This is a genomic window from Georgenia faecalis, assembly GCF_003710105.1.
Lineage (GTDB): Bacteria > Actinomycetota > Actinomycetes > Actinomycetales > Actinomycetaceae > Georgenia_A > Georgenia_A faecalis.
Genome location: NZ_CP033325.1, coordinates 624,001 through 648,660 on the forward strand (window position 1 = coordinate 624,001; position 24,660 = coordinate 648,660).

Genomic DNA, 24,660 nt, shown 5'->3' on the forward strand with positions numbered 1-24,660 from the left:
CTCCGTCCTGGGCGTGACGTGTCTCGGCCCGAAGGAGGAAACGTGACCAGCGGTACGTGGCTCGTCGTCGGCCTGGGGAACCCAGGCCCGGAGTACGCCGGTAACCGGCACAACGTCGGGCAGATGGTCCTCGACGTGCTCGCCCGGCGGATGGGCGGGTCGTTCACCACCCACAAGGCGCGCACGCAGGTGCTCGACGGCCGCCTCGGCGTCCTGCCCGGCGGCGCGCCCGGGCCGCGCGTCATCCTCGCGAAGCCGGCGTCGTACATGAACGTCTCCGGCGGACCGGTGGGGGCCCTGGCGAAGTTCTACGACGTCACCCCGGACCGGCTGCTCGTCGTCCACGACGAGCTCGACCTCCCCGCGCAGACCCTGCGCCTCAAGGTCGACGGCGGGGAGGGCGGGCACAACGGCCTCAAGTCGATCTCCTCGGCGCTGGGCACCAAGGAGTACGTGCGCCTGCGGGTCGGCATCGGCCGGCCGCCGGGGCGGATGGACCCCGCCGACTACGTGCTGCGCGACTTCGCCGTCGCCGAGCGTCCCGATCTCGGCGTCACCCTCGAGGAGGCCGCCGACGCCGTCGAGGAGGTCGTCCTCTCCGGCCTGGAGAAGGCCCAGCAGCGCCTGCACACCGGGGTCGGCCGATGAGGGCACGCCCGGTGAGGAGCGCGGCATGAGCATGGGAATGGGGGGCGGCGGCATGGGCGGCGGCTTCGGCCGCACGCTGCGCCAGGACGCGCGGGTCGCCGACCACCGCCTCGTGCCCGGCACCATCCGCCGGGTGGTCGGCTACGCCAAGCCGTACCGCGTGCAGATCGCGCTGTTCCTGGGCCTCGTCGTCCTCGGCGCGCTGCTCGTCGTCGCCACCCCGCTGCTCCTCCAGCGGATCATCGACGACGGCGTGAGCACGGGCGACCGGCGCCTGGTCGTCGTCCTCGCGAGCCTCGTCGCGGTGGTCGCGGTGCTCGAGGCCGTGCTCACCCTCGTCCAGCGCTGGTTCTCCTCGCGCATCGGCGAGGGGCTCATCTACGACCTGCGCACCGACGTCTTCGGGCACGTCCAGCGCCAGTCGGTGGCCTTCTTCACGCGGACCCAGACCGGCTCCCTGGTGACGCGCCTCAACTCCGACGTCATCGGCGCCCAGCAGGCCTTCACCTCCACGCTGTCCGGCGTCGTCTCCAACGTCATCTCCGTCGTCGTCGTCCTCGCGACGATGCTCGCGCTGTCGTGGGAGATCACGGTGGTGGCGCTGCTCGTGGTCCCGGCGCTGCTGCTCCCCGCGCGCCGCGTGGGCCGCCGGCTGGCCGGCCTGCGCCGCGAGGGCATGGCCCTCAACGCCGAGCTCGGCAACCGGATGACGGAGCGGTTCAACGTCGCGGGCGCGCTCCTCGTGAAGATCTTCGGGGACCCCGACCGCGAGGACCGTGAGTTCGCGGAGCGCGCGGGCCGCGTCCGGGACATCGGCGTGCGCACCGCGATGAGCAACCGGGTGTTCTTCGCCGCCCTCGGGGCGATGGCCTCCCTCGCGACGGCGCTCGTCTACGGACTGGGCGGCATCCTCGCCATCGACGGCGCCGTCTCCATCGGCACACTGGTCGCCTTCGCCGGGCTGCTGGGGCGGCTGTACGGCCCGGTGACCGCGCTGAGCAACGTCCAGATCGACGTCATGACCGCGCTGGTCTCCTTCGAGCGGGTCTTCGAGGTCCTCGACCTCGAGCCCATGGTCACCGACGCCGACGACGCGGTGGACCTGCCCGACGGCCCGCTCGACGTCGAGCTCGAGCACGTGAGCTTCCGCTACCCGCGCCCGCACGAGGTCTCCCTCCTCTCGCTCGAGTCCCCGGGAGGCGCCGACGCGGCTGGGCGGGGCCGGACCCGGGCCGCCGCGACCGTCGGCATGGACGAGGCGGCCGACGCCGAGCGGGCCCCGATGGCCGGGACGGCCGACGAGGAGGGGGACGTCCTCCACGACATCTCGCTGCGGGTGGAGCCGGGGCACGTCCTCGCGCTCGTCGGCCCGAGCGGCGCGGGCAAGACGACCCTGTCCGCGCTCGTCGCGCGGCTCTACGACGCCACCGAGGGCGTCGTGCGCCTGGGCGGCGTCGACGTGCGCCGCGCCCGCCAGGCGAGCGTGCACGCGGCGGTCGGGATCGTCACCCAGGACGCCCACATGTTCCACGACACCGTGCGGGCCAACCTCCTCTACGCCCGCCCGGACGCCACCGACGAGCAGATCCGCGACGCGCTGGTCGCCGCGCACGTCGCCCACGTGGTCGACCGGCTGCCCCAGGGCCTGGACACGGTGGTGGGCGACCGCGGCCACCGCCTCTCCGGCGGGGAGAAGCAGCGGATCGCCATCGCGCGGCTGCTGCTGCGCTCGCCGCGGGTCGTCGTCCTCGACGAGGCGACGGCGCACCTGGACTCCGAGTCCGAGGCCGCCGTCCAGCGGGCGCTGGACGAGGCGATGAGCGGGCGGACGTCTCTCGTCATCGCGCACCGGCTGTCGACCGTGCGCGCCGCGGACTCCATCGCCGTGCTCGAGGGCGGCCGGGTCGTCGAGCAGGGCACTCACGCCGAGCTGCTCGCTCGGGGTGGCCTGTACTCCGAGCTCTACCGCACGCAGTTCGCCGACCAGGACGTCTGAGGCGCACGCAGCTCGCCGACGAGGACGCCTGGGTCCGCCCGCCGGGGGAGTCCCGCGCCGTGGCCGGCGCAGCGCCGCGGCGGACGCCGAGTTCGCTAGTTGGCGCCGAGTTCGCTGGCTCCTGCCGAGTTCGCTAGTAAGAACTATCGAACTCGGCAGGGACTATCGAACTCGGCGGTGGGCGGGGTGCTGAGTTCGCTGGTTCTCGCTGAGTTCGCTGTTTCGTGCCGAGTTCGCTAGTCAGAACTATCGAATTCGGCAGGGGGTATCGAACTCGGCCAGTGGGTGGGTGCCGAGTTCGCTAGTTGGCGCTGAGTTCGCTGGTTCGTGCGGAGCTCAGCCGGAGCCGGAGCCGCACCCGGAGCCCGAGCCGGAGCCGGAGCCGGAGCTGGAGCCGCACCCGGAGCCCGAGCCCGAGCCTCAGCCGGCGCCAGAACCGGACCTGGACCCGAAGCGCTGCTCTGCGGCCCCCCCCGGCCGCGGGCTGTCGCCCTGCGCGAACGCCGAGGAGCGCCGTCGGGGGTCCGACATAGAATCGGTGCGCGCCCCCGCCACCTCCTGGTTGCGGGGTTCGTGTGGTGCCCACCCGCCGTGGGGCGGCGCCTGACGTCCCCTCCCTGCGAAGGACCCATGAGACTCACCGGACTGCTGCCCGCGCTCCTGCAGGACGACACGGTCGCCGAGACCCTCGAGGCGGTGCCGGCCCGCGGCCTGCGCACCGTCACCGTGCCCCTCGGCGTCCGAGCCCCGCTCGTCGCGCTCCTCGCGGGCGCGCAGTCCGACGGCGCGCAGTCCGACGGCGCGCAGTCCGACGGCGCCCAGTCCGACGGCGCCGCCGGGACCGCTGCCCCGGGGGCAGCCACGCGGCACCGCCCGATCGTCGTCGTCACGGCGACCGGCCGCGAGGCCGACGAGGCCGCCGCCGCCCTGCGCGCGTTCCTGCCCGACGACGACGTCGCCGTCCTGCCCGCCTGGGAGACGCTGCCCCACGAGCGCCTGTCCCCGCGCAGCGACACCGTCGCCCGGCGCATCGCCGTCTTCCGCCGCCTCGCCCACCCGACCCCCGGGCCCGGCCGGGCCGGCCTCATCCGCGTCCTCGTCATGCCCGTGCGCGCCCTCCTGCAGCCCGTCGTCTCCGGCCTCGGGGACCTCGAGCCGGTCGCCCTCGAGGTGGGCCAGGACGCCGCCCTCGAGGACGTCGCCGCCGCCCTCACCGCGGCCGCGTACTCCCGCGTGGACATGGTCGAGCGCCGCGGCGAGTACGCCGTGCGCGGCGGCATCCTCGACGTCTTCCCGCCCACCGAGGACCACCCCCTGCGCATCGAGTTCTGGGGCGACACCGTCGAGGAGATCCGCTGGTTCGCCGTCGCCGACCAGCGCACCCTCGAGGTGGCCGACCGTGGCCTCTGGGCGCCGCCGTGCCGCGAGCTCCTCCTCACCCCCGAGGTCCGCGCCCGCGCCGCCGCGCTCGTCCCGCAGCTCCCGGGCGCCGTCGAGATGCTCGACAAGCTGAGCGAGGGCATCGCCGTGGAGGGCATGGAGTCCCTCGCGCCCGTGCTCGTCGACCACCTCGAGCCGGTCCTCTCGCTCGTGCCCGAGGACAGCCTCGTCGTGCTGTCGGAGCCGGAGCGGATCCGCCGTCGTGCCCACGACCTCGCCGCCACCACGGAGGAGTTCCTCGCCGCGGCCTGGGCCTCGGCCACGGTCGGCGCCTCCACGCCGCTGGACCTGCGGGCGGCCTCGTTCGGCACCCTCGAGGACGCCCGCGACCTCGCCCGGTCGCGGGGCCTGGGCTGGTGGAGCCTCACCGCGCTGCCCACCACCGACGACGCCGATCACGCCGACGACGGCGTCGGCGGCACCGCCGAGGACGCCTGGGAGCCGGGGACGAACGCCGTCGCCGCCCGCGACGTCGAGCCCTACCGCGGCGACGTCGAGCGCGCGGTGGCCGACCTGCGCGCCCTCACCGGCGACGGCTGGCGCATCGTCCTCACCACCGAGGGCCCCGGCCCCGCGCGGCGCCTGGTCGAGCAGCTGGGCGCCGCGGACGTGCCCGCCCGCCTCATCGACGACCTCACCGCGGAGCCGCCGGCGTCCGTCGTCCTCGTGACGACGGCGTCCCTGGGGCGGGGCTTCGTCGCCCCGGACCTGCGCCTGGCCATGCTCACCGAGAGCGACATCACCGGCCGCGCCGGCACGTCCACGCGGGACATGCGCCGGATGCCCTCCCGCCGGCGCAACGTCGTCGACCCCGTGGCGCTGCGCCCGGGAGACTTCGTCGTCCACGAGCAGCACGGCGTCGGGCGCTTCGTCGAGCTCGCCTCCCGCACGGTGGGCACGGGCAAGGACGCGACCACCCGCGAGTACCTCGTCATCGAGTACGCGAGCTCCAAGCGCGGCCAGCCCGGCGACCGCCTGTACGTCCCCACGGACTCCCTCGACCAGGTGAGCAAGTACACCGGCGGCGAGGCCCCCACCCTCAACAAGCTGGGCGGGTCGGACTGGGCCAAGACCAAGGGCCGCGCGCGCCGCGCGGTCCGCCAGATCGCCGCCGAGCTCATCCGCCTCTACGCCGCCCGGGCCGCGACCAAGGGGCACGCCTTCGCGCCGGACACCCCCTGGCAGCGCGAGCTCGAGGACGCCTTCCCGCACATCGAGACCCCCGACCAGGTCGTCACCATCGACGAGGTCAAGGCGGACATGGAGAAGGAGATGCCCATGGACCGCCTCATCAGCGGCGACGTGGGCTACGGCAAGACCGAGATCGCCGTGCGGGCGGCGTTCAAGGCGGTGCAGGACGGCAAGCAGGTCGCGGTCCTCGTCCCCACCACGCTGCTCGTCCAGCAGCACCTCGACACGTTCTCCGAGCGGTACGCCGGCTTCCCCGTCACGGTCCGGGCCCTGTCCCGCTTCCAGTCCGACGCCGAGGCGCAGGCCACCAAGGAGGGCCTGCTCGCCGGGACCGTCGACGTCGTCATCGGCACCCACCGCCTGCTCACCGGGGAGGTGCGGTTCAAGGACCTCGGCCTCGTCATCATCGACGAGGAGCAGCGCTTCGGCGTCGAGCACAAGGAGACGCTCAAGCAGCTGCGGACCAACGTCGACGTCCTGGCGATGAGCGCGACCCCGATCCCGCGCACGCTCGAGATGGCCATCACCGGCATCCGGGAGATGTCGACGCTCGCGACGCCGCCCGAGGAGCGTCACCCGGTCCTCACGTTCGTCGGTCCCTACGAGGAGAAGCAGGTGAGCGCCGCCATCCGCCGCGAGCTCCTGCGTGAGGGCCAGGTGTTCTACGTCCACAACCGGGTGTCCTCGATCCACAAGGCCGCCGGCCGGATCGCCGAGCTCGTCCCCGAGGCCCGCATCGCCGTCGCCCACGGGCAGATGGGGGAGCACCAGCTCGAGCAGGTCATCCAGGACTTCTGGAACAAGGAGTTCGACGTCCTCGTCTGCACGACGATCGTGGAGACCGGCCTCGACATCTCCAACGCCAACACCCTCGTCGTCGAGCGGGCCGACGCCTTCGGCCTGTCCCAGCTGCACCAGCTGCGGGGCCGCGTGGGCCGCGGGCGCGAGCGCGCCTACGCCTACTTCCTCTACCCGCCGGAGAAGCCGCTCACCGAGACGGCGCACGACCGCCTCGCCACCATCGCCGCCCATACCGACCTGGGCGCGGGCATCCAGGTGGCGATGAAGGACCTCGAGATCCGCGGCGCCGGCAACCTCCTCGGCGGGGAGCAGTCCGGGCACATCGCGGGCGTGGGCTTCGACCTCTACGTCCGGATGGTCTCCGACGCCGTCGCGGAGTTCCGCGGCGACGGCGAGCCCGAGAAGGCCGACGTGAAGATCGAGCTGCCCATCGACGCGCACATCCCGCACGACTACATCGCGCACGAGCGGCTCCGCCTCGAGGCCTACGCGAAGATCGCCGCGGCCGACGACGACGCCGCCATCGAGGCGGTGCGGGAGGAGCTCACCGACCGGTACGGCGCCGTGCCCGAGCCGGTCCTGCGGCTCTTCTCCGTCGCCCAGCTGCGCACCCAGGCGCGCGCGGCCCAGCTCACGGACATCACCGCCCAGGGGCGCTACATCCGGTTCGCGCCGGTCGAGCTGCCCGAGTCCGCCCAGCTGCGGCTCAAGCGCCTCTACCCGGGCACCGTCCTCAAGCCGGCGGTGCGCACCGTGCTCGTCCCGTTCCCCATGACGGCAAAGCTCGGCGGCAAGCCGTTGCGCGACACCGAGCTCCTCCGGTGGGTGCACGACCTCATCGACGCCGTCCTCGTCGGCAACGTCGCGGTCGCGGCGCGGGTCGGCACCGCGGACGACGACGAGGAGTAGCGGCGAGGCCCCCGCTGTCCACATATTTCATCCACAGGAGTGTGCACAACCGGCGTTGTCCCAGGTCGGCCTGTGGAGGAACCTGTGGGTGGACGGTGGATGAATATTCGGTGCACGGAACCTCTTGTGCGGCGGATGTGACCGGGACTACACATACGCCTATCGAGCTCGTCGATCCGGCTCCGGCCAGCGGGGTCCGCCCCGCTGACCAGGGTCGGCGTCCTGTCGAGAGGCAGGACGGCACCGCGAGACCTGGGCCCCGGCCCGGGAGGAGCGGGGTACCGGCGAGGTCGAGCTCATCGAGACAACGACAGGTCCGGAACGCCGGGGTCCGCCCCGGGGGACCGGTACGCGAGGGACGGCGCGCCTGTTCGGACTCGGTGGGGTGGTGCCCAGGCGGTCCGCGGCTCCGGCGGCGGACCGGGCGAGCCCGTTCCTACGACGCCCCGCCCTGGAAACCGAGCAAGGCCCCTCGAATCCCTAGTTCGAGGGGCCTTTGCTCGGTCTATCGTCGCGCGCGCCGGGGCGCTCCGGGCGAGCGACACGCCGGAGGGCGCCGCTCACCTACGATGGGGGCCGGCGTAGGTCCGCGTGCAGCAGCTCGGAGGTAACGGTGGCATCGATGACGTTCAAGCGGGGCGCCCGGGCGCTCGTCGGCCTCACCCTGGCCGGGGGGCTGCTCGCAGCGTGCTCGGCGCACCCCGGTGCTGCTGCCGTGGTCGACGGCGAGGAGATCAGCGAGAACTTCCTCGCCGACGCGGTGCGCGACTTCGAGGTGGTCACCGGCCAGCCGACCAGCGCCGCCGCCATGATCTCCACCCTCGCCATCACCCCGACGATGCTCGACGCCGCCGCGGAGTTCGGGATCGGGGCCTCCGAGGAGGAGGCCACCGCGCTCCTCGACGCCCAGATCGAGACGGTGGGCGGCACCCCGCCCGCCGACGGGTACGCCCAGGGCGTCATCGAGATCGCGCAGATGACCCTCGTCGACCAGCAGATCCAGTTCTCCGAGGACGGGATGGCGATCGGCGAGCGGATCGCCGAGCGGATCGCCGAGACCGACATCGAGCTCAACCCCCGCTACGGCGAGATCACCGCGGACGGCAACGTCGTCCCGCCCGACTACCCGTGGCTCGCGACGCCGACCCCGACCCCGGGCGAGCTCCCGCAGGGCTGACGCCGATGCCCGACCCGTCTGCGGGGGCGCCCGGCCCTGTGCCCGGCCCCGCCCCGGGCTCCGCGTCCGGCCCGCCCGGACGGGGGTCTGAGCCGCCCGCCGGAACGGCCCTCGTCGAGGTCGTGGCCGTCATGGACCGCCTGCGGTCCGGGTGCCCGTGGGACGCGGAGCAGACGCACGCCTCGCTCGCCCCGTACGTCCTCGAGGAGGCGTTCGAGCTCGCGGAGGTCGCCGAGGCGGGGGACCGCGACGGGATGCTCGAGGAGCTCGGTGACGTCCTCCTCCAGGTGGTCTTCCACGCCCGCATCGCCGCCGAGCGCGCGGGCGACCCCTTCGACATCGACGACGTCGCCCGCACGCTCGTCGCCAAGCTCGTCCGCCGCCACCCCCACGTCTTCGCCGACGACGCGCACGCGCTGACCCCGGGCGACGTCGAGGCGGCCTGGGACCGGATCAAGGACGCGGAGAAGGCGCGCCGCGACCCGCTCGAGGGCGTCCCGCGCGCCCTGCCGGCGCTCGCCCGCGCCCAGAAGACGGCCCGGCGCCTGCGGCGGGCGGGCGTCCCCGACGCCGCGCTGCTCGCCGGTCCCGACGAGGGCGCACGCCCGGCCGACGTCGTCCCCGCCACAACCGACGCCACCGACGCCACCGACGCCACCGTCCCCGACGACGCCACTGACGCCGTCGGGCGTGAGCTCATGGCGCTGGTCCTGCGCGCCGATGCCGCGGGCGTCGACGCCGAGGCAGCCCTGCGTGCCCACGTCCGCGGCCTGGAGGCGCTGGTCCACCGCGACGGAGGTCCCGCGCGCGCCTGAAACCACCCGACTATCGTGGAGGGCGCAGACACCCGATCCAGATGCATGAGAAGGAGACACTGTGGCCAGCATTGAGGCCGTAGGCGCCCGCGAGATCCTCGACTCCCGAGGCAACCCCACCGTCGAGGTCGAGGTTGCGCTCGACGACGGCACCATCGCCCGCGCCGGGGTGCCCTCCGGTGCCTCCACGGGTGCCTTCGAGGCGGTCGAGCGTCGCGACGGCGACAAGTCTCGTTACCTCGGCAAGGGCGTCCAGAACGCCGTGGACGCCGTCATCGACACCATCGCGCCCGAGGTCCTCGGCATCGAGGCCAGCGAGCAGCGCATCATCGACCAGGCCCTCATCGACCTTGACGGCAGCGCCAACAAGGGCAAGCTCGGCGCCAACGCCATCCTCGGCGTCTCCCTCGCCGTGGCCAAGGCCGCCGCGGAGAGCGCCGGCCTGCCGCTGTTCCGCTACGTCGGCGGCCCCAACGCGCACGTCCTGCCCGTGCCGATGATGAACATCCTCAACGGCGGCTCGCACGCGGACTCCAACGTCGACATCCAGGAGTTCATGGTCGCCCCCGTCGGCGCGCCGACGTTCAAGGAGGCCCTCCGCTGGGGCGCCGAGATCTACCACTCCCTCAAGTCCGTGCTCAAGGCCCGCGGGCTCGCCACGGGTCTCGGCGACGAGGGCGGCTTCGCCCCCAACCTCTCGAGCAACCGTGAGGCCCTCGACCTCATCGTTGAGGCCATCGAGAAGGCCGGCTACACCCCCGGCACGGAGATCGGCCTGGCGCTGGACGTCGCCGCCACCGAGTTCTTCACGGATGGCGCCTACTCCTTCGAGGGCAAGGCCACCACGCCTGACGAGATGATCGCCTACTACACCAAGCTCGTGGGCGACTACCCGCTGGTCTCCATCGAGGACCCGCTGTCCGAGGACGAGTGGAGCAGCTGGTCGCAGCTCGTCACCGAGATCGGCTCGCGCGTGCAGATCGTCGGCGACGACCTCTTCGTGACGAACCCCGAGCGCCTCGCCAAGGGCATCGAGCTGCGCTCCGCGAACTCGCTGCTCGTCAAGCTCAACCAGATCGGCACGCTCACCGAGACGCTCGACGCCGTCTCGCTCGCCCAGCGCAACGGCTTCACCGCGATGGTCTCCCACCGTTCCGGCGAGACCGAGGACACGACGATCGCGGACCTGTCCGTCGCCGTCAACGCCGGCCAGATCAAGACCGGTGCGCCCGCCCGCGGCGAGCGCATCAACAAGTACAACCAGCTCATGCGCATCGAGGAGGAGCTCGACGACGCCGGCGTGTACGCCGGCCGCTCGGCCTTCCCCCGCGCGCGGGCCTGATCACAGCGCCGCTACGGCGGCACACCGGCGATCGCCGGGAACCGGGTGTGGGACGCCTCAGCGACTCACACCGCCCGGCTCCCGGCGATCGCCGCTTTCCTGGGAGAGCATGGAGGGCATGACCAGCCGTCGTCCGCCGGACCCGCGCCGGACCGGGAGCCGGAAGGCCGGTCCGGGCTCCCGCGGCGCCGCTTCGCGCCAGGCGCCGTCGCGCGGGCCGTCCTCGGCCCGCCGGCCTGCGTCCGAGACACGACGTGACGCCACGGTCGGCGGCTCCCCCTCCGCCGTCCGTGGGGCGGGCGCACGACGGACCGGGCCGGCCACGCCCGACGGCGACCCGCCGCCCCCGCCGACGATCACCCTGCGCGGCCTGGGGCTCTTCCTCGTCCTGCTCACCGCCTTCATCGTGCTCGCGCCCACCCTGCGCCACGCCATCGAGCAGCAGGAGGAGCTGCGCTCGCTCAGCGCGCAGGTGGAGACCGCCCGCGCCCGCAACGACGAGCTCCAGGCCGACCTCGAACGCTGGCAGGACCCCATCTACGTCCAGGCACAGGCCCGGGACCGGCTCGGCTACGTCCTGCCCGGCGAGACGAGCTACCGCGTCGTCGACCCCGAGACCGTCGTCGGCGAGGGCGCCGAGACGGAGGACGAGGTGGGCCCGCCCCAGGCCGCACCGGGGCCCTGGTACGTGTCCCTGTGGGACTCCGTGCAGGTGGCCGGAGAGGCTGTCCCCGGTGAGGACGTCCCGGGGGAGGACCTGCCCGGCGAGCCCGCCCCCACCGCGCCCACACCCCCCGCACCGACCGAGGAGCCATGAGCCTCACCGACAGCTCCGTCACCGAGCAGGACCTCGCCGTCCTCGCCGAGCAGCTCGGACGGCCGCCGCGCGGTGTCGTCGCCATCGCCGCGCGCTGCGCGTGCGGGCGCCCGCTCGTCGTCCGCACAGCGCCACGGCTCGATGACGGCACGCCCTTCCCCACCACCTTCTACCTCACCGGCCCCGAGGTGGTGCGCGCCGTGAGCACGCTCGAGGCCGAGGGGGTCATGAAGGAGATGACCGCCCGCCTCGCGGACGACGCGGAGCTGGCCGCCGCGTACCAACGGGCACACGAGGACTACCTCGCCCGCCGGGCGGAGCTGGGGGAGGTCCCGGAGATCGCGGGGATCTCCGCCGGGGGGATGCCCACCCGGGTCAAGTGCCTGCACGTCCTCGTCGCCCACTCCCTCGCCGTCGGGCCCGGGGTCAACCCGCTCGGTGACGAGGCCCTGGAGCTCCTGCGCCCGCGGTGGAGCCCCACGCGGTGCACGTGCGCCGGCGTGGCAGGCTGAGCGCGTGACACGTGTAGGCGCCATCGACTGCGGGACCAACTCCATCCGCCTCCTCATCGCCGACGTGGGCGCCTCGGGCCGGCTGCGCGAGGTGGTCCGCGAGATGGAGGTCGTCCGGCTCGGGCAGGGCGTGGACGCCCGCGGCATGCTCGATCCCGACGCCCTGGCGCGCACGCTCGACGCCACCACCCGGTACGCGCGGGAGTGCCGCGCGCACGACGTCGAGGCGATCCGGTTCGTCGCCACCTCCGCCACCCGCGACGCCGCCAACCGCGGCGCCTTCGTCGACGGCGTGCGCGCGATCCTCGGCGTGGAGCCGGAGGTCATCAGCGGCCAGGAGGAGGCCGCGCTGTCCTTCGCCGGGGCCGCCGGCGCGCTCGGCGGGCAGCACCCCGGACCGCACCTCGTCGTCGACATCGGCGGCGGTTCCACCGAGCTCGTCCTCGGCGAGGGCGTGCCGAGCGCGGCCACCTCGATGGACGTCGGCAGCGTCCGCCTCACCGAGCGGCACCTGCGCACCGACCCGCCCACGGAGCGCCAGGTCAAGGCCGCCCGGGCGGACGTGCGCGCGGCCCTCGACGCCGCCGCCCGCCTCGTCCCCCTGCGCCGGGCCCGCACCCTCATCGGCGTGGCCGGTTCCATCACCACGACGACGGCGCTCGCCCTGGGTCTGCCCGCCTACGACCGCACCCGCATCGACGGCGCGGTCGTCGGGGTCGAGGACACCCTGCGGGCCTGCGAGCAGCTCGTCCGTGCCCCGCGCGCCGAGCGTGCGGCGATGGGCTTCATGCACCCCGGGCGCGTCGACGTCATCGCCGCCGGGGCCCTCGTGTGGTCGGAGGTGATCGAGCGCGTCCGCCGCGAGGTCGCCGCGGCGGGCGGGGAGCTCACCACCGTGGTGACGAGCGAGCACGACATCCTCGACGGGATCGCGCTGAGCATCCTCGCCTGAGACGCGGCGCCGCCTCAGGCGGCGCCGCGTCCGGTCAGTGCGGCGCCGCGTCCCCGTCAGTGGGGTGCCGCCGCCCCGCGCCCGCGGACCTTCGTGCGCGCCCGCATCCGCAGGGCGATCGCGCCGAGCACGGCCGAGATCACCGAGCCGAGGATGACCGCCACGCTGGCGTGGTCGGCGTAGACGTCGTCACCGAACGCGAGGTTGGCGATGAGCAGCGAGACGGTGAACCCGATGCCGGCGAGGAACGCGACGCCGACGAGGTCGGCGAGGTCGACGCCGTTGCCCAGGCGCAGCCGGGTGGTCTTCACGAGGAGCGCCACGGTTCCCCAGATGCCGATGACCTTGCCGAGGACCAGGCCGGCGACCACCCCGATCGCCACCGGGTCGGAGAGGAGGGCGCCCAGCCCACCGGAGTCCACCACGGAGACGCCGGCCGCGAAGAACGCGAAGATCGGCAGCGCGAGGCCCGCGGACCACGGCTGCATCCGCTCCACGAACCGGTGCGTCATCGCCTCGTCCTCGTTGCGGCGCGCCCGTGCCGGCACGCTCATCCCCAGCAGGACTCCCGCGATGGTGGCGTGGATCCCCGAGGCGTGCATGAGGGCCCACGCGACGAGCGCGAGCGGGATGAGCACCCACCAGGACGTCACCCGCCGGCGTACGGCGAAGGCGAAGGCCGCGACGGCGACGAGCGCCGCGAGGAGGGCGACGAAGTTGAGCTCGTCGGTGTAGAAGACGGCGATGACGACGATGGCGAGGAGGTCGTCCACGACGGCGAGCGTGAGGAGGAACGTGCGCAGGGCCGGGGGGAAGCCGCGGCCGAAGATCCCCAGGAGCGCGGTGGCGAACGCGATGTCCGTCGCCGTGGGGATCGCCCAGCCGTTGAGGCCGGTGGACCCCGTGGAGAGCTGGACGGCCGTGTAGATCACCGCCGGCGCGATCATGCCGCCCACCGCGGCGAGCATGGGCAGCAGCGCCAGGCTCACCTTGCGCAACGACCCCGTGACGAACTCGGTCTTGAGCTCGAGGCCGACGACGAAGAAGAAGATGGCGAGGAGGCCGTCCGCCGCCCAGGTCGAGACGCTGAGGTCGAGGTGGAGCGCCTCGGGCCCGAACTCGAACGACGAGATCGCCTGGTAGGCCCCCCGCCACGGGGAGTTCGCCCAGATGAGCGCGACGACGGCGGCGGCGAGCAGGACGATGCCGGCGCTCGTCTCGTCCCGCATGCGGCCGGGCAGCGACCGGAGGAAGCGGGTGCGGCCCGCACGGGGGCCGCGGCCGGGGCGCCGCCGGGTGGGCGGGTGCGAGCCCCGGTGCGGGTGCTCGGAGTCCGCCCGGTGCACGCGGGGGTGGCCGGCGCGCGACGCGCTGTCGGTCGGCCGCGAGGTCCCGACCGTGCGGGGGCTCCCATGGCGCTGGCCCTCGGGTCGACGGGCGGAGCTGTCGGGCTGGGGGCGCGGGGGCGGGACGGTCACGGGGGTGCCTTTCGGGGTTGACGACATCACTGCCGACCAGACTTCCCGGCGCACCGTCCGCAAGGGTAACGGTGCGGCGCGCGGGTCACGGCACCTGCACCTGGGGTGGGACGCCACCTGCAGGATCCGCCACCGTGGCGGCGTCGGCAATGCCGACGCCGGGAGGAGCCGCGAGGATGGCGCGGTGAGCTCCGTCCCGCCCGGCACCGGCTGGCCCGGCGACGCGGCGACGCCCCGGACACCGGTGGCCCGCAGCGCTGCCGGCGTGCGCCGTCTCGCCGCCGGCAGCCGCACCCTGCTCGACGTCGACGCCCGCTCGAGCGTGTGCCGCGCCTGCCCCCGGCTCGTCGCCTGGCGGGAGGAGGTCGCGCGGACCCGGCGGCGGGCGTACGCCGACGAGACGTACTGGGGGCGCCCGGCCCCCGGCTTCGGGGACCGGGCCGCCCACCTCCTCGTCGTCGGGCTCGCACCGGCGGCCCACGGCGCCAACCGCACGGGCCGGCTGTTCACCGGGGACCGGTCGGGCGACTGGATCGTCGCGGCGCTGCACCGGGCCGGCTACGCCAACCAGCCGACGTCGGTCGCGGCCGACGACGGGCTGCGGCTCGAGGGCGCCCGGATGGTCCCGGCCGTGCGGTGCGCGCCGCCGGACAACGCCCCGACGCCGGCGGAGCGCGCCGCCTGCGCGGGCTGGCTCGAGCGGGAGATCACTCTCGTCGAGCCGACGACGACGGCGGTCCTCGCACTCGGCGCCATCGCCTGGCAGGCGACGTTCGCCGCGCTGGCCGCCCTGGGCTGGGAGGTCCCCCGCCCGCGGCCCCGCTTCGGGCACGGCGTCACCGCCCACGTGCGCACGCCCGCCGGCCGGGAGGTCGCCGTCGTCGCGAGCTACCACGTCTCCCAGCAGAACACCTTCACCGGACGCCTCACCGAGGCGATGCTCGACGACGTGATCGCCCGCTGCCGCGCGTACGCGCCCTGACGGTCCCCGTGCTCGTGGCCCTGACGTCCGCCGGGGGACCCGTGCGGCAGGATGGTCCCGCGCCCCCATAGCCCAACCGGCAGAGGCAACCGGCTTAAACCCGGTCCAGTGCGGGTTCGACCCCCGCTGGGGGCACTCGACCCCTCCCCGGCCCCAAACGTCTCCAACGTCACGCCTGTGAGATGGCCCAGGTGACCAGCCTCACCGCGTACCACCCCGGAACGCCGGTTAGCCTCGAACTATGACTATGCACCGCACCACCGCACGGAATCTCGCCCTCGCCGGCGGTGCCGCCGCCGCTGTTGCCGGAGCGGCCATCAAGGGGGCGCGACCGACCCTCGCGGGACAGGTCGTGCACAGCTCCACGGGGCCCCGGCGCACGCCGCGCGTCCTGCTCCTCGGCGGCGGGTACGTCGGCCTGTACACCGCCTTCCAGCTGCGTAAGCGCCTCGGCCGTGAGGACGTGGAGATCGCCATCGTCGACCCGCGTGCCTACATGACCTACCAGCCCTTCCTGCCGGAGGCGGCGGCCGGCTCGCTCGAGGCCCGCCACGTCGTCGCCCCGCTGCGGCGTGAGCTGGCCAGCTGCTCGGTCATCACGGGCGAGGTCACCGAGGTCCGGCACGACGAGCGCCGGGCCGTCATCAAGCCCATCGACGGCGGCACCCCCTACGAGCTGCGCTACGACCACCTGGTCGTCGGGCTCGGTGCCATCCCGCGCGTGCTGCCGATCCCGGGCCTCGCGGAGCGCGGCTTCGGCTTCAAGCAGGTCGAGGAGGCCATCGCGCTGCGCAACCAGGTCCTCAACAAGATGGACGCGGCCGCCTCGTCCTGGGACCCCGAGGAGCGCAAGCGGATGCTCACCTTCGTCTTCGTCGGCGGCGGGTTCGCCGGCGTCGAGGCGCTGGGTGAGGTCGAGGACATGGCCCGGGCCGCCACCCGGATGTACGACTCCATCTCCGCCGAGGACCTGCGCTTCGTCCTCGTCGAGGGCATGGGCCGGATCCTGCCCGAGGTCGGCGAGGAGCTCGGCGGCTATGCCATCGAGCAGCTGCGCGAGCGCGGCGTGGAGATCAAGCTCAACACGTTCCTCAACTCCTGCGAGGACGGCCACGTCGTCCTCTCCGACGGCACCGAGTTCGACTCCGACACCGTCGTGTGGACGGCCGGCGTCAAGCCCAACCCGGTGCTCGCCAACACCGACCTGCCCCTCGACGAGCGCGGGCGCGTCCGCGTCCGGGCGACCATGCAGGTGGCGGGCGACGACGGCGTCGTCGACGGCGCATGGGCCGCGGGCGACTGCGCCGCCGTGCCGGACCTCACCAAGGACGAGGGCGCTACCACCGGCCCGACCGCCCAGCACGCGGTCCGCCAGGCCAAGCTCCTCGGCGAGAACATCGCCGCCGTGCTCACCGGCCGCGAGCCGAAGGAGTACCGGCACGAGAACATGGGCACGGTGGCGTCCCTCGGCCTCGGCAAGGGCGTCGCGCAGCTGCGGGGGATCGGCCCGGTCGGGAGCATCAAGCTCCGCGGGCCCCTGGCCTGGTTCGCGCACCGGACCTACCACATGTGGGCCATGCCGACCCTCAACCGCAAGGTCCACATCGTCCTCGACTGGACGACGGCCCTGCTCTTCCGCCGCGAGCTCGTCGCCCTCGGCGCCATGCACCACCCGCGCCGGGCCTTCGTCGACGCGGCGGGCACCGGCAAGGCCCCGGCGCCGACGGGCAAGGAGCCGGACGCCGCGGCCGGCGCCTCGGAGAGCAAGCAGCCCAGCGCGGCCGGCGACACCGGGCGTTCCTGAACACCCGCGCTCCTCGCCCCGGCTGATGATCGCCGGTGGACGTGCCGAGGGCCCCGCTCAGTGCTCCTGAGCGGGGCCCTCGCGCGTCCGGCCGCCGCTCGGGAGCGGCGGTGCGTCAGGCGTCGCGGCGCCGCATGAGCACGGTCGCGGCGAGGAGGAGGACGACGACGTACGCCGCGAGCACGCCGTACCCCGTCCACGGCTCGAGGAGGTTCGTGGCCCCCATGTCCTCGGTCGCCGTGCCGGTGACGGCGAGGATCCGCTCACCCGCCGCGGACGGCAGGTACGGGAGGGCGTCGTAGACCCAGTCGACGCTCGACCCGACGATCTGCGCCACCGACGGCAGGACGAGGAAGATCCCGAGGACCGTGGCGATGGCCCCGGCGGAGTGGCGCAGCAGCGCCCCGACCCCGAGGGAGAACAGCGCCACCGCCATGAGGTAGAGACCGGTGCCCCAGAACATCCGCTGGGTGTCCGGGTCGGCCAGGTCGGCCGCACCCCCGGCGTCGGCGAGCATCGGGGCGGTGATGACGTAGGAGAGGCCGACCCCCGCGACGCCGAGGACGAAGGCGACGACGGCGATGACGAGGGCCTTTGCGGCGAGGACCGGGACCCGGGTGGGCACGGCGGCGAAGCTCGAGCGGATCATCCCCGTGGAGTACTCGCCGGTGATGACGAGGACGCCGAGGACGGCGACGACGAGCTGGCCCATCGCGTAGCTCAGGCTGAGGACGGTGATCGGCTCCGGGCCGAGGCCGGCGAGCTCAGGCTCCTCCGCGACCGCGTTGACCGCGACGGTCATGAGCAACGACATGGCGACCATCGCGACGAGCGTGGCGCCGATGACCCAGTACGTCGAGCGCAACGACCACAGCTTGATCCACTCCGAGCGCACCACGCGGGGGAAGGACACGGGGGAGACGGCGACGGCGGAGCGGTCGGCGCGGCGGTCGACGGTGGTGCTCATCGGCGGGCTCCTTCGGTGGCGGTGCGGTCCTCGGAGCGGTACTCCACCTCGTCCTGGGTGAGGGTGAGGTAGGCGTCCTCGAGCGAGGCACGGACCGGCGTGAGCTCGTGCAGGGCGATGCCCGAGGCCGCGGCCAGGTCGCCGATCTCCGCGGCGGTGCGGCCGCGGACCTCGAGGAGGCCCGGCTCGGCCGGGCTGACGGTGACCTGGGCGCCGCGGACGAGGGCGGCGAGGTCGCTCGCGCGGGGCGAGCGGACCCGCACCGTCGTGCCCTGGGCGGCGTCGATGACCTCCTGGACGGGTCCGGAGGTGATGATGCGGCCACGGCCGATGACGAGGAGGTGGTCCGCCGTCTGCGCCATCTCGCTCATGAGGTGGGAGGAGAGGAAGACCGTGCGGCCCTCGTCCGCCAGCCGGCGGACCATCGTGCGGACCCACTTGACCCCTTCGGGGTCGAGGCCGTTGACGGGCTCGTCGAGGATGAGGGTCCGGGGGTCACCGAGCATGGCGGCCGCGATGCCGAGGCGCTGGCCCATCCCGAGGGAGAACCCGCCCACGCGCTTGCGGGCCACCGCCTGGAGGCCGGTCATCTCGATGACCTCCTGGACGCGCGTGGTGGAGATGCCGTGGGTGGCCGCCATGGCACGCAGGTGCTGGTACGCGCTGCGGCTCGTGTGGACGGCCTTGGCGTCGAGGAGGATGCCCACCTCGCTCAGGGGCTTGCGGTGCTGGGCGTACGGCTTGCCGTTGACCGTGACGTGCCCCGCCGTCGGGCGGTCGAGGCCGACGACCATGCGCATGGTGGTGGACTTGCCGGCCCCGTTCGGACCGAGGAACCCGGTGACCGATCCCGGCCGCACGGTGAAGGAGATGCGGTCGACGGCCGTCTTGTCGCCGTACCGTTTGGTGAGGTCGTGCGCTTCGATCATGGGAAACCCCCCGGGGGTGGTCGGATCGTCACCGGTAAACGTACGGGGCCGCGTCCGAGATGCCTATGACCGTCCGGAGACAATTCGGCGGCGGCGGTATCGACGGTCCGCGCGGCAGGCGTCGACGCGGGGCGGGGCAGCGGGAACACCGGTGATCGCTCCTGCGTTGATGACCATGACGGCCCTGTCGTACGCGCCGGATGATCATCCGCCGGGCACAACCCCCGTTTTCTTCGACGGATGCGTACGATGACGGTGGCCAGCGACCTCGGACCCGCACGCGCGGGCGCCGCGACCAGGAGGCAGTGAGTGAGCAACCCCGTCTTTGAGAACAGTCCGTACTTCGGAAAGAAGCGCGGCGCGGTGCCCCAGACGCCCAACGGCTACCCGGGGCACCCCGGCTACGCCCCGGGCGCCACCGGGACGACGTACCCGCCGATGGTCAACGGCCAGCAGGTCGCCGACCTCGAGCACGCCTATGCCCAGCCGCCCGCGGGACCCGCGCAGATCGGCCGGATGACCTACGACGACGTCATCGTCAAGACCGGTGGGCTCCTCGCCATCGTCGTCGCGGCCGGTGCGCTCAACTGGTTCGTCCTCGGCGCCAACATGGGCATCACGATCGCCGCCGCGATCGTCGGTCTGGTCCTCGGCCTCGTCAACTCCTTCAAGCGTGAGCCCAGCCCGGCGCTCATCATGGCCTACGCCGCCGCCGAGGGCCTGTTCCTCGGAGGCATCTCGGCCGTCTTCGAGTCGTCGTACTCCGGCATCGTCCTGCAGGCCGTCCTCGCCACCGGCGCGACGTTCGTCGCCACCCTGCTGCTCTTCAAGAGCGGCGCGGTGCGGGTGACGCCGAAGCTCATGCGCTTCGTCCTCATCGCCCTCGTGGGCTACGCGCTGTTCTCGCTGGTCAACCTCGGCATCATGTTCTTCGGCTCCAGCGACGCCGCGTGGGGCCTGCGCTCCATGGAGATCATGGGGATTCCGCTGGGCATCCCGATCGGCATCTTCGCCGTCGGCCTCGCCGCCTTCTGCCTCATCCTCGACTTCGACGCCATCAAGCGGGGCGTCGAGCGTGGGGTTCCCGCGAAGTTCGCGTGGTCGGCCGCCTTCGGGCTCGTCGTCACGCTCGTGTGGCTCTACCTCGAGTTCCTCCGCCTCCTCGCGATCTTCCGCGAGTAGTCGCCTCGCACCACTCCTCACGACGGCGGCCGGTTCCCTCACGGGGACCGGCCGCCGTCGTTTGTCGCCACCCCCTCTCTCGTGATCGTGCAGAAACGCTGGGCGGCCCCGGCGTTTCTGCACGATCACGGGGGGAGGGCCGGCGTTTCTGCACGATCACGAGGGGAGGGCGGGCGAGTACGGTGGCCCGATGCGTCTTGGGATCGTCCTCCTGCCCCAGCTGCGGTGGCGCGACGCCGCGCCCCGCTGGCGCCGCGCCGAGGAGATGGGCTTCGACCACGCGTGGACGTACGACCACCTCGCCTGGCGCGACCTCGCCGACGAGCCCTGGTACGCCACCGTCCCCACCCTCACGGCCGCCGCGGCCGTCACCGAGACGATCACGCTCGGCACCTGGGTCGCGTCCCCGAACTTCCGCCACCCCGTGCCGTTCGCCAAGGAGCTCCTCACCCTCGACGACATCTCCGACGGCCGGTTCCTCCTCGGCGTCGGCGCCGGGGGGCTCGGTTGGGACGCGGACGTCCTCGGCCACGAGCGCCTCAGCCCGGGGGAGCGGGTGGCCCGCCTGGCGGAGTTCGTCGAGCTCCTCGACGCCCTCCTCACGGGCGAGCGGACCACCTGGTCGGGCGAGCACTACCGCGCCGTCGACGCGCGGATGATCCCGGGCTGCGTCCAGACGCCGCGGGTCCCGTTCGTCGTCGCCGCCAACGGGCCGCGGGCCATGGCCGTCGCGGCCCGCATCGGCCAGGGCTGGGCGACGACCGGCCCGGAGACCGACGACGAGGAGGCCTGGTGGCGCGGGGTGCGGGAGACCGTCTCCCGGCTCGACGACGTCGCCGCCGCGCACGGGCGCACCGACCTCGACCGGTACCTCAGCCTCGACACGAGCGCGTACTCCCTGTCCTCGGTCGACCACTTCGAGGAGATGGTGGGGCGCGCGCGCGAGCTCGGCTTCACCGACGTCGTCGCCCACTGGCCGCGCGAGAGCGGGGTCTACGCCGGCGACGAGCGCGTCCTCGAGGAGGCCGCGTCGCGCCTGCCACACCTGCGGTAGCGCCGGGCGCACCGGCGACGGCGGCCCCGTAGGCTGGCGGGCATGAGCACACTTCCCACCGCGTCCGGTTCCTTCGGCGACAAGCCCGTCCTCACCTTTCCCGGTGGCCCCGCCCCCGAGGGCCTGCAGGTGAGCGTCCTCCAGCGCGGCGACGGGCCGCTCGTCGAGGCCGGCGACACCATCGTCGTCCACTACCTCGGCCAGGTCTGGGACGGCTCGATCTTCGACACCTCCTACGACCGCGGTCAGACCATCTCCTTCCCCATCGGGATGGGCATGGTCATCGGCGGCTGGGACGACGGCCTCGTCGGACAGACGATCGGCTCGCGGGTCCTCCTGTCCATCCCGCCGGAGCACGGCTACGGCGAGCGTGGCGTCCCGCAGGCGGGGATCGGCGGCACCGACACCCTCGTCTTCGTCGTCGACATCGTCGGCGTCGAGTAGCCCGAGGAGTGTCCGTGCCCGACGCCGGGCCGCAGGTGCGGCCCGGCGGCCCGGCGCGTGAGCTCATCGACGAGCGACGCGCACTCGCCGCGGCGGCCGCCGCGGTGCTCGCCCGGCTCGACGACGCCCGCACCCAGGTGGCGCGCCTCGTCACCGACGAGCGGGAGGCGCGGATGCGCGGCGAGCTCGCCGGTGTCGCGGTCGAGCGGCTCGCCGACATCACCGAGGCGAACCTGCGCATCCAGGCGCTGCGCAGTGCCGGGTACGCGAGCGCCCTCGACGTCCTCGACGCCACCCCGGACCAGCTCGAGGCCCACGACGGGATCGGCCGGCACACCGCCCGCTGCGCCGTCGCCGCCGCGGAGCAGCTCGCCGACGCCGTCCGGGCTGGCGTGCGGCTGCGTATCGAGCTCCGGCGCGACGCGGGCCTCGGCCTGGAGCTGCTCACGCTCCTCCACCGGGTCGAGCGGCTCACGCCGCTCGTCGAGCCGCACCGCCGCGACCTCACCGACTTCTCCTCCTCGGTGGCCGCGCTCGCGCCCGTCGCCGAGCCGGCCACGAGGCGCCTCGCCTTCGTCTTCACCCGCGGCGAGTCCCGACGGCGCGCCCTCGCCGCCCTCGCCAGCCTCGCCGGCTGGGAGCCCTGGCTGACGACGACGCGCCTGGCCGACGTCGTCAGCGACCTCGAGGCGCACTGCCGTGCGCCCGAGCCCGGCCCGCTCGCCCTGTGGGAGGACTTCGAGCGTCGCGCCGCCGCCTACTACGCGCTCCTCGGGCAGATCGTGCCCATGGGCGACCTCACCGCCGCGGACGGGATGCTCCCCGCCGAGCTCGTCGAGCGGATCAACGCCTACCCGCTGGACCGGACGCTGCTACGGGTCACGCTGCGGGGCTACCAGGCGTTCGGCGCGCGGTTCGCCCTCAACCAGGGCCGGGCGATGCTCGGTGACGAGATGGGGCTCGGCAAGACGATCCAGGCGGTCGCCGCCATGGCCCACCTCGCCGCCCAGGGGGAGCGGCACTTCCTCGTCGTCTGCCCGGCGAGCGTGCTCATCAACTGGACGCGGGAGGTGACCTCCCGCTCGGCGCTGGCCGCCCACCGTCTCCACGGGGCGGGCCGGGAGGAGGCGATCGCGCGCTGGGTCGCCGAGGGCGGCGTCGGGGTGACGACCTTCGAGGGGCTGCGGCACGTGCCGGTTCCGCCCGCCCGGCCCGAGGCGTCGTCGGCCGACGACGGCGCGCCCGTGGGGCCGGCCGTCGGGATGCTCGTCGTCGACGAGGCGCACTTCGTCAAGAACCCGCGGGCGCAGCGCTCCCGGACCGTGGCCACGTGGACGCAGCGGTGCTGGCGCGTGCTCTTCATGACCGGCACCCCGATGGAGAACCGGCTCGAGGAGTTCGCCGCCCTGGTGCGCTACCTGCAACCCGGTCTCGTCGCCGAGCTGCCCGCCCACCTGGGGCTGGCCGGCGCCGACCTCTTCCGCCACCGGATGGCGCCGGTGTACCTGCGCCGCAACGTCGCCGACGTCCTCGTCGAGCTCCCCGAGCTCGTCACCGTCGACGAGTGGGAGGAGTTCACCCCGGCGGGGGAGCGGGCGTACCGGGCCGCCGTCGCGGAGGGGAACTTCATGGCGATGCGGCGGGCGGACTTCGCGGTGCCGCACGCGCGGGACTCGGCGAAGCTCACGCGGCTGCTCGAGCTGGTCGGCGAGGCGGGCGAGAACGGCCACAAGGTCGTCGTGTTCTCCTACTTCCGCGACGTCATCGACCGGATCGTCGACGCGCTCGGCCCGGCCCCGGACGGCGTCGCCTTCGGGCCGGTGACGGGCTCGGTCCCGGCCGCCGAGCGGCAGCGCCTCGTCGACGACTTCACCGCCGGCCCGGCCGGTGCCGTCCTCGTGTGCCAGGTCCAGGCGGGCGGCGTCGGGCTCAACATCCAGGCGGCGAGCATCGTCGTCCTCGCCGAGCCGCAGCTCAAGCCGGCCGCGGAGGCGCAGGCCGTCGCCCGCGCGCACCGCATGGGCCAGGTGCGCACCGTCCAGGTCCACCGGCTCCTCGTCGAGGACAGCGTCGACGAGCGGATCGAGGCGATCCTCGGCGAGAAGACGCGCCTGTTCGACGCCTACGTCCGCGACTCGAGCCTCGCCGAGGGGGCCGTCGCCGCCGTCGACGTCAGCGAGTCCGAGCTGGCCCGCCACGTCGTCGCCGAGGAGCAGGCGCGGCTCGGGTACGGCCCGGTCTGGGACGAGCTGGCGGCGCAGGAGCCGTCCGGCCAGGGGGACCAGCCCGCGGCGACCGGCTGAGGGGCGCACCGCCTCAGCTGGACGCCGGACGGCGCGGCGGGCCGCCCTCCCGGGCCGGCCGCACCGCGCCGTTCAGTGGTGCCGGGGCGTGGCGCCCCTGGCGGCTAGGCGCCCGGCGGCGCGACGTCGACCTGCGCCGGGACCTGGTCCTGGCGCAGCAGACCGACGGGGCAGGTCATGCCGTTGGGCCCGTGGTTGCAGTACCCGCCGGGGTTCTTGTGGAGGTACTGCTGGTGGTAGGCCTCGGCGTAGTAGAACGGCCCCGCCTCCGCGGCCGGGCGGAGCTCGGTGGTGATCTCCCCGAAGCCGTTCTCCGTGAGCACCCCCTGGAAGGCCTCCCGGGTGGCGCGGACGGCCTGCTCCTGCTCGGGCGTCGTCCAGTAGAGGGCGGAGCGGTACTGGGTGCCCACGTCGTTGCCCTGCCGGTTGGCCGTGGTCGGGTCGTGGTTCTCCCAGAAGGCCTTGAGCAGCAGCTCGGCGCTCGTCCGCGTCGGGTCATAGGCGACGAGGACGGCCTCGGTGTGGCCCGTGCGGCCCGTGCACGTCTCCTCGTAGGTGGGGTAGGGCGTGAACCCGCCCTGGTAGCCGGCCGCCGTCGTCACCACGCCGTCGAGCCGCCAGAAGATCCGCTCGGCACCCCAGAAGCACCCCATGGCGAGGTAGAGGACCTGCGTGCCCTCCGGCCACGGCCCCTGCAGCGGGGTCCCGAGGACCTCGTGCTCGGCGGGCACGGTGAAACCCGGGTGCTCGCGGCCGGGCAGGGCGGTCTCGGCGGTGACGACCGGCGTGCGTGTCCCGAAGATCATGGGATACCTCTCCTCGTGCGTGCGGGCACCGTCGGGTGCGAGGGTGCGACAGGGACAACCTTCCGAGGGGCGGCGATCTTCCCGGGCCCCCGGACCGCGGCCGTACGCTGG

Annotated in this window: 19 protein-coding genes and 1 tRNA gene; 16 read left to right on the forward strand and 4 right to left on the reverse strand. The window is 73.8% G+C overall.

Features of this window, described 5'->3' with window-relative positions:
• Positions 1-42 precede the first annotated feature (42 nt).
• From pth to EBO36_RS02660, 9 genes are all read left to right on the forward strand, one after another.
• A complete protein-coding gene (gene pth, locus EBO36_RS02615) occupies positions 43-648 on the forward strand; it encodes an aminoacyl-tRNA hydrolase (RefSeq protein WP_122823247.1) in 606 nt (201 codons plus the stop codon).
• A 25-nt stretch (positions 649-673) separates the two neighbouring features.
• Positions 674-2,644: an ABC transporter ATP-binding protein gene (locus tag EBO36_RS02620; RefSeq protein ID WP_222928756.1), complete on the forward strand. Its 1,971-nt coding sequence runs from the start codon at positions 674-676 to the stop codon at positions 2,642-2,644.
• Positions 2,645-3,274: 630 nt separating this feature from the next.
• On the forward strand, positions 3,275-6,985 hold the full coding sequence (mfd, locus tag EBO36_RS02630) for a transcription-repair coupling factor (protein ID WP_122823248.1): 3,711 nt from the start codon (positions 3,275-3,277) through the stop codon (positions 6,983-6,985).
• Between the two features lie 622 nt (positions 6,986-7,607).
• On the forward strand, positions 7,608-8,162 hold the full coding sequence (locus tag EBO36_RS02635) for a hypothetical protein (protein ID WP_122823249.1): 555 nt from the start codon (positions 7,608-7,610) through the stop codon (positions 8,160-8,162).
• Positions 8,163-8,293: 131 nt separating this feature from the next.
• Positions 8,294-8,977, forward strand: a complete 684-nt coding sequence (locus EBO36_RS02640; protein WP_244925342.1) for a nucleoside triphosphate pyrophosphohydrolase — start codon at positions 8,294-8,296, stop codon at positions 8,975-8,977.
• Positions 8,978-9,038: 61 nt separating this feature from the next.
• A complete protein-coding gene (gene eno, locus EBO36_RS02645; protein WP_122823250.1) occupies positions 9,039-10,319 on the forward strand; it encodes a phosphopyruvate hydratase in 1,281 nt (426 codons plus the stop codon).
• A gap of 118 nt (positions 10,320-10,437) precedes the next feature.
• Complete coding sequence (locus tag EBO36_RS02650) at positions 10,438-11,136, forward strand: FtsB family cell division protein (protein WP_122823251.1); 699 nt, start codon at positions 10,438-10,440, stop codon at positions 11,134-11,136.
• Complete coding sequence (locus EBO36_RS02655; RefSeq protein WP_122823252.1) at positions 11,133-11,648, forward strand: DUF501 domain-containing protein; 516 nt, start codon at positions 11,133-11,135, stop codon at positions 11,646-11,648. Before EBO36_RS02650 ends, EBO36_RS02655 begins: the two co-directional genes overlap by 4 nt.
• A 4-nt stretch (positions 11,649-11,652) precedes the next feature.
• Positions 11,653-12,600, forward strand: coding sequence for a Ppx/GppA phosphatase family protein (locus EBO36_RS02660; protein ID WP_122823253.1), 948 nt, complete (start codon positions 11,653-11,655; stop codon positions 12,598-12,600).
• A gap of 56 nt (positions 12,601-12,656) precedes the next feature.
• Here the strand turns inward: EBO36_RS02660 and nhaA are convergent, their stop codons facing one another.
• Positions 12,657-13,829 carry a Na+/H+ antiporter NhaA gene (gene nhaA / locus EBO36_RS02665; protein ID WP_122825400.1) on the reverse strand — a complete coding sequence of 391 codons (1,173 nt, stop codon included), beginning with the start codon at positions 13,827-13,829 and terminating at the stop codon, positions 12,657-12,659.
• A gap of 433 nt (positions 13,830-14,262) precedes the next feature.
• On the opposite strand from nhaA, the gene EBO36_RS02670 reads away from it, so the two are divergent.
• The 3 genes from EBO36_RS02670 (at position 14,263) to EBO36_RS02680 (ending at position 16,864) form a co-directional block, all read left to right on the forward strand.
• A complete protein-coding gene (locus EBO36_RS02670; RefSeq protein WP_222928757.1) occupies positions 14,263-15,060 on the forward strand; it encodes a uracil-DNA glycosylase in 798 nt (265 codons plus the stop codon).
• Positions 15,061-15,121: 61 nt separating this feature from the next.
• Positions 15,122-15,195 (forward strand) — tRNA-Leu (locus EBO36_RS02675).
• 112 nt (positions 15,196-15,307) lie between these two features.
• A complete protein-coding gene (locus EBO36_RS02680; RefSeq protein WP_122823254.1) occupies positions 15,308-16,864 on the forward strand; it encodes an NAD(P)/FAD-dependent oxidoreductase in 1,557 nt (518 codons plus the stop codon).
• Between the two features lie 115 nt (positions 16,865-16,979).
• Here EBO36_RS02680 and EBO36_RS02685 read toward each other — a convergent pair whose 3' ends face one another.
• Both EBO36_RS02685 and EBO36_RS02690 read right to left on the reverse strand, forming a co-directional pair.
• Positions 16,980-17,831 carry an ABC-2 transporter permease gene (locus EBO36_RS02685; RefSeq protein WP_122823255.1) on the reverse strand — a complete coding sequence of 284 codons (852 nt, stop codon included), beginning with the start codon at positions 17,829-17,831 and terminating at the stop codon, positions 16,980-16,982.
• Positions 17,828-18,760, reverse strand: a complete 933-nt coding sequence (locus EBO36_RS02690) for an ABC transporter ATP-binding protein (protein WP_122823256.1) — start codon at positions 18,758-18,760, stop codon at positions 17,828-17,830. The genes EBO36_RS02685 and EBO36_RS02690 overlap by 4 nt, the downstream gene beginning before the upstream one ends.
• A gap of 309 nt (positions 18,761-19,069) precedes the next feature.
• On the opposite strand from EBO36_RS02690, the gene EBO36_RS02695 reads away from it, so the two are divergent.
• The 4 genes from EBO36_RS02695 to EBO36_RS02710 all read left to right on the forward strand — a co-directional run bounded on the left by EBO36_RS02695 (position 19,070) and on the right by EBO36_RS02710 (position 23,743).
• On the forward strand, positions 19,070-19,942 hold the full coding sequence (locus EBO36_RS02695; RefSeq protein WP_122823257.1) for a Bax inhibitor-1/YccA family protein: 873 nt from the start codon (positions 19,070-19,072) through the stop codon (positions 19,940-19,942).
• Positions 19,943-20,132: 190 nt separating this feature from the next.
• Complete coding sequence (locus tag EBO36_RS02700; RefSeq protein ID WP_122823258.1) at positions 20,133-20,996, forward strand: LLM class flavin-dependent oxidoreductase; 864 nt, start codon at positions 20,133-20,135, stop codon at positions 20,994-20,996.
• 42 nt (positions 20,997-21,038) lie between these two features.
• Positions 21,039-21,440 carry an FKBP-type peptidyl-prolyl cis-trans isomerase gene (locus EBO36_RS02705; RefSeq protein WP_122823259.1) on the forward strand — a complete coding sequence of 134 codons (402 nt, stop codon included), beginning with the start codon at positions 21,039-21,041 and terminating at the stop codon, positions 21,438-21,440.
• A gap of 14 nt (positions 21,441-21,454) precedes the next feature.
• Positions 21,455-23,743, forward strand: coding sequence for a DEAD/DEAH box helicase (locus tag EBO36_RS02710; protein ID WP_222928758.1), 2,289 nt, complete (start codon positions 21,455-21,457; stop codon positions 23,741-23,743).
• A gap of 104 nt (positions 23,744-23,847) precedes the next feature.
• Here EBO36_RS02710 and msrA read toward each other — a convergent pair whose 3' ends face one another.
• Positions 23,848-24,549 carry a peptide-methionine (S)-S-oxide reductase MsrA gene (gene msrA / locus EBO36_RS02715; protein ID WP_122823261.1) on the reverse strand — a complete coding sequence of 234 codons (702 nt, stop codon included), beginning with the start codon at positions 24,547-24,549 and terminating at the stop codon, positions 23,848-23,850.
• Between the last annotated feature and the right edge of the window lie 111 nt (positions 24,550-24,660).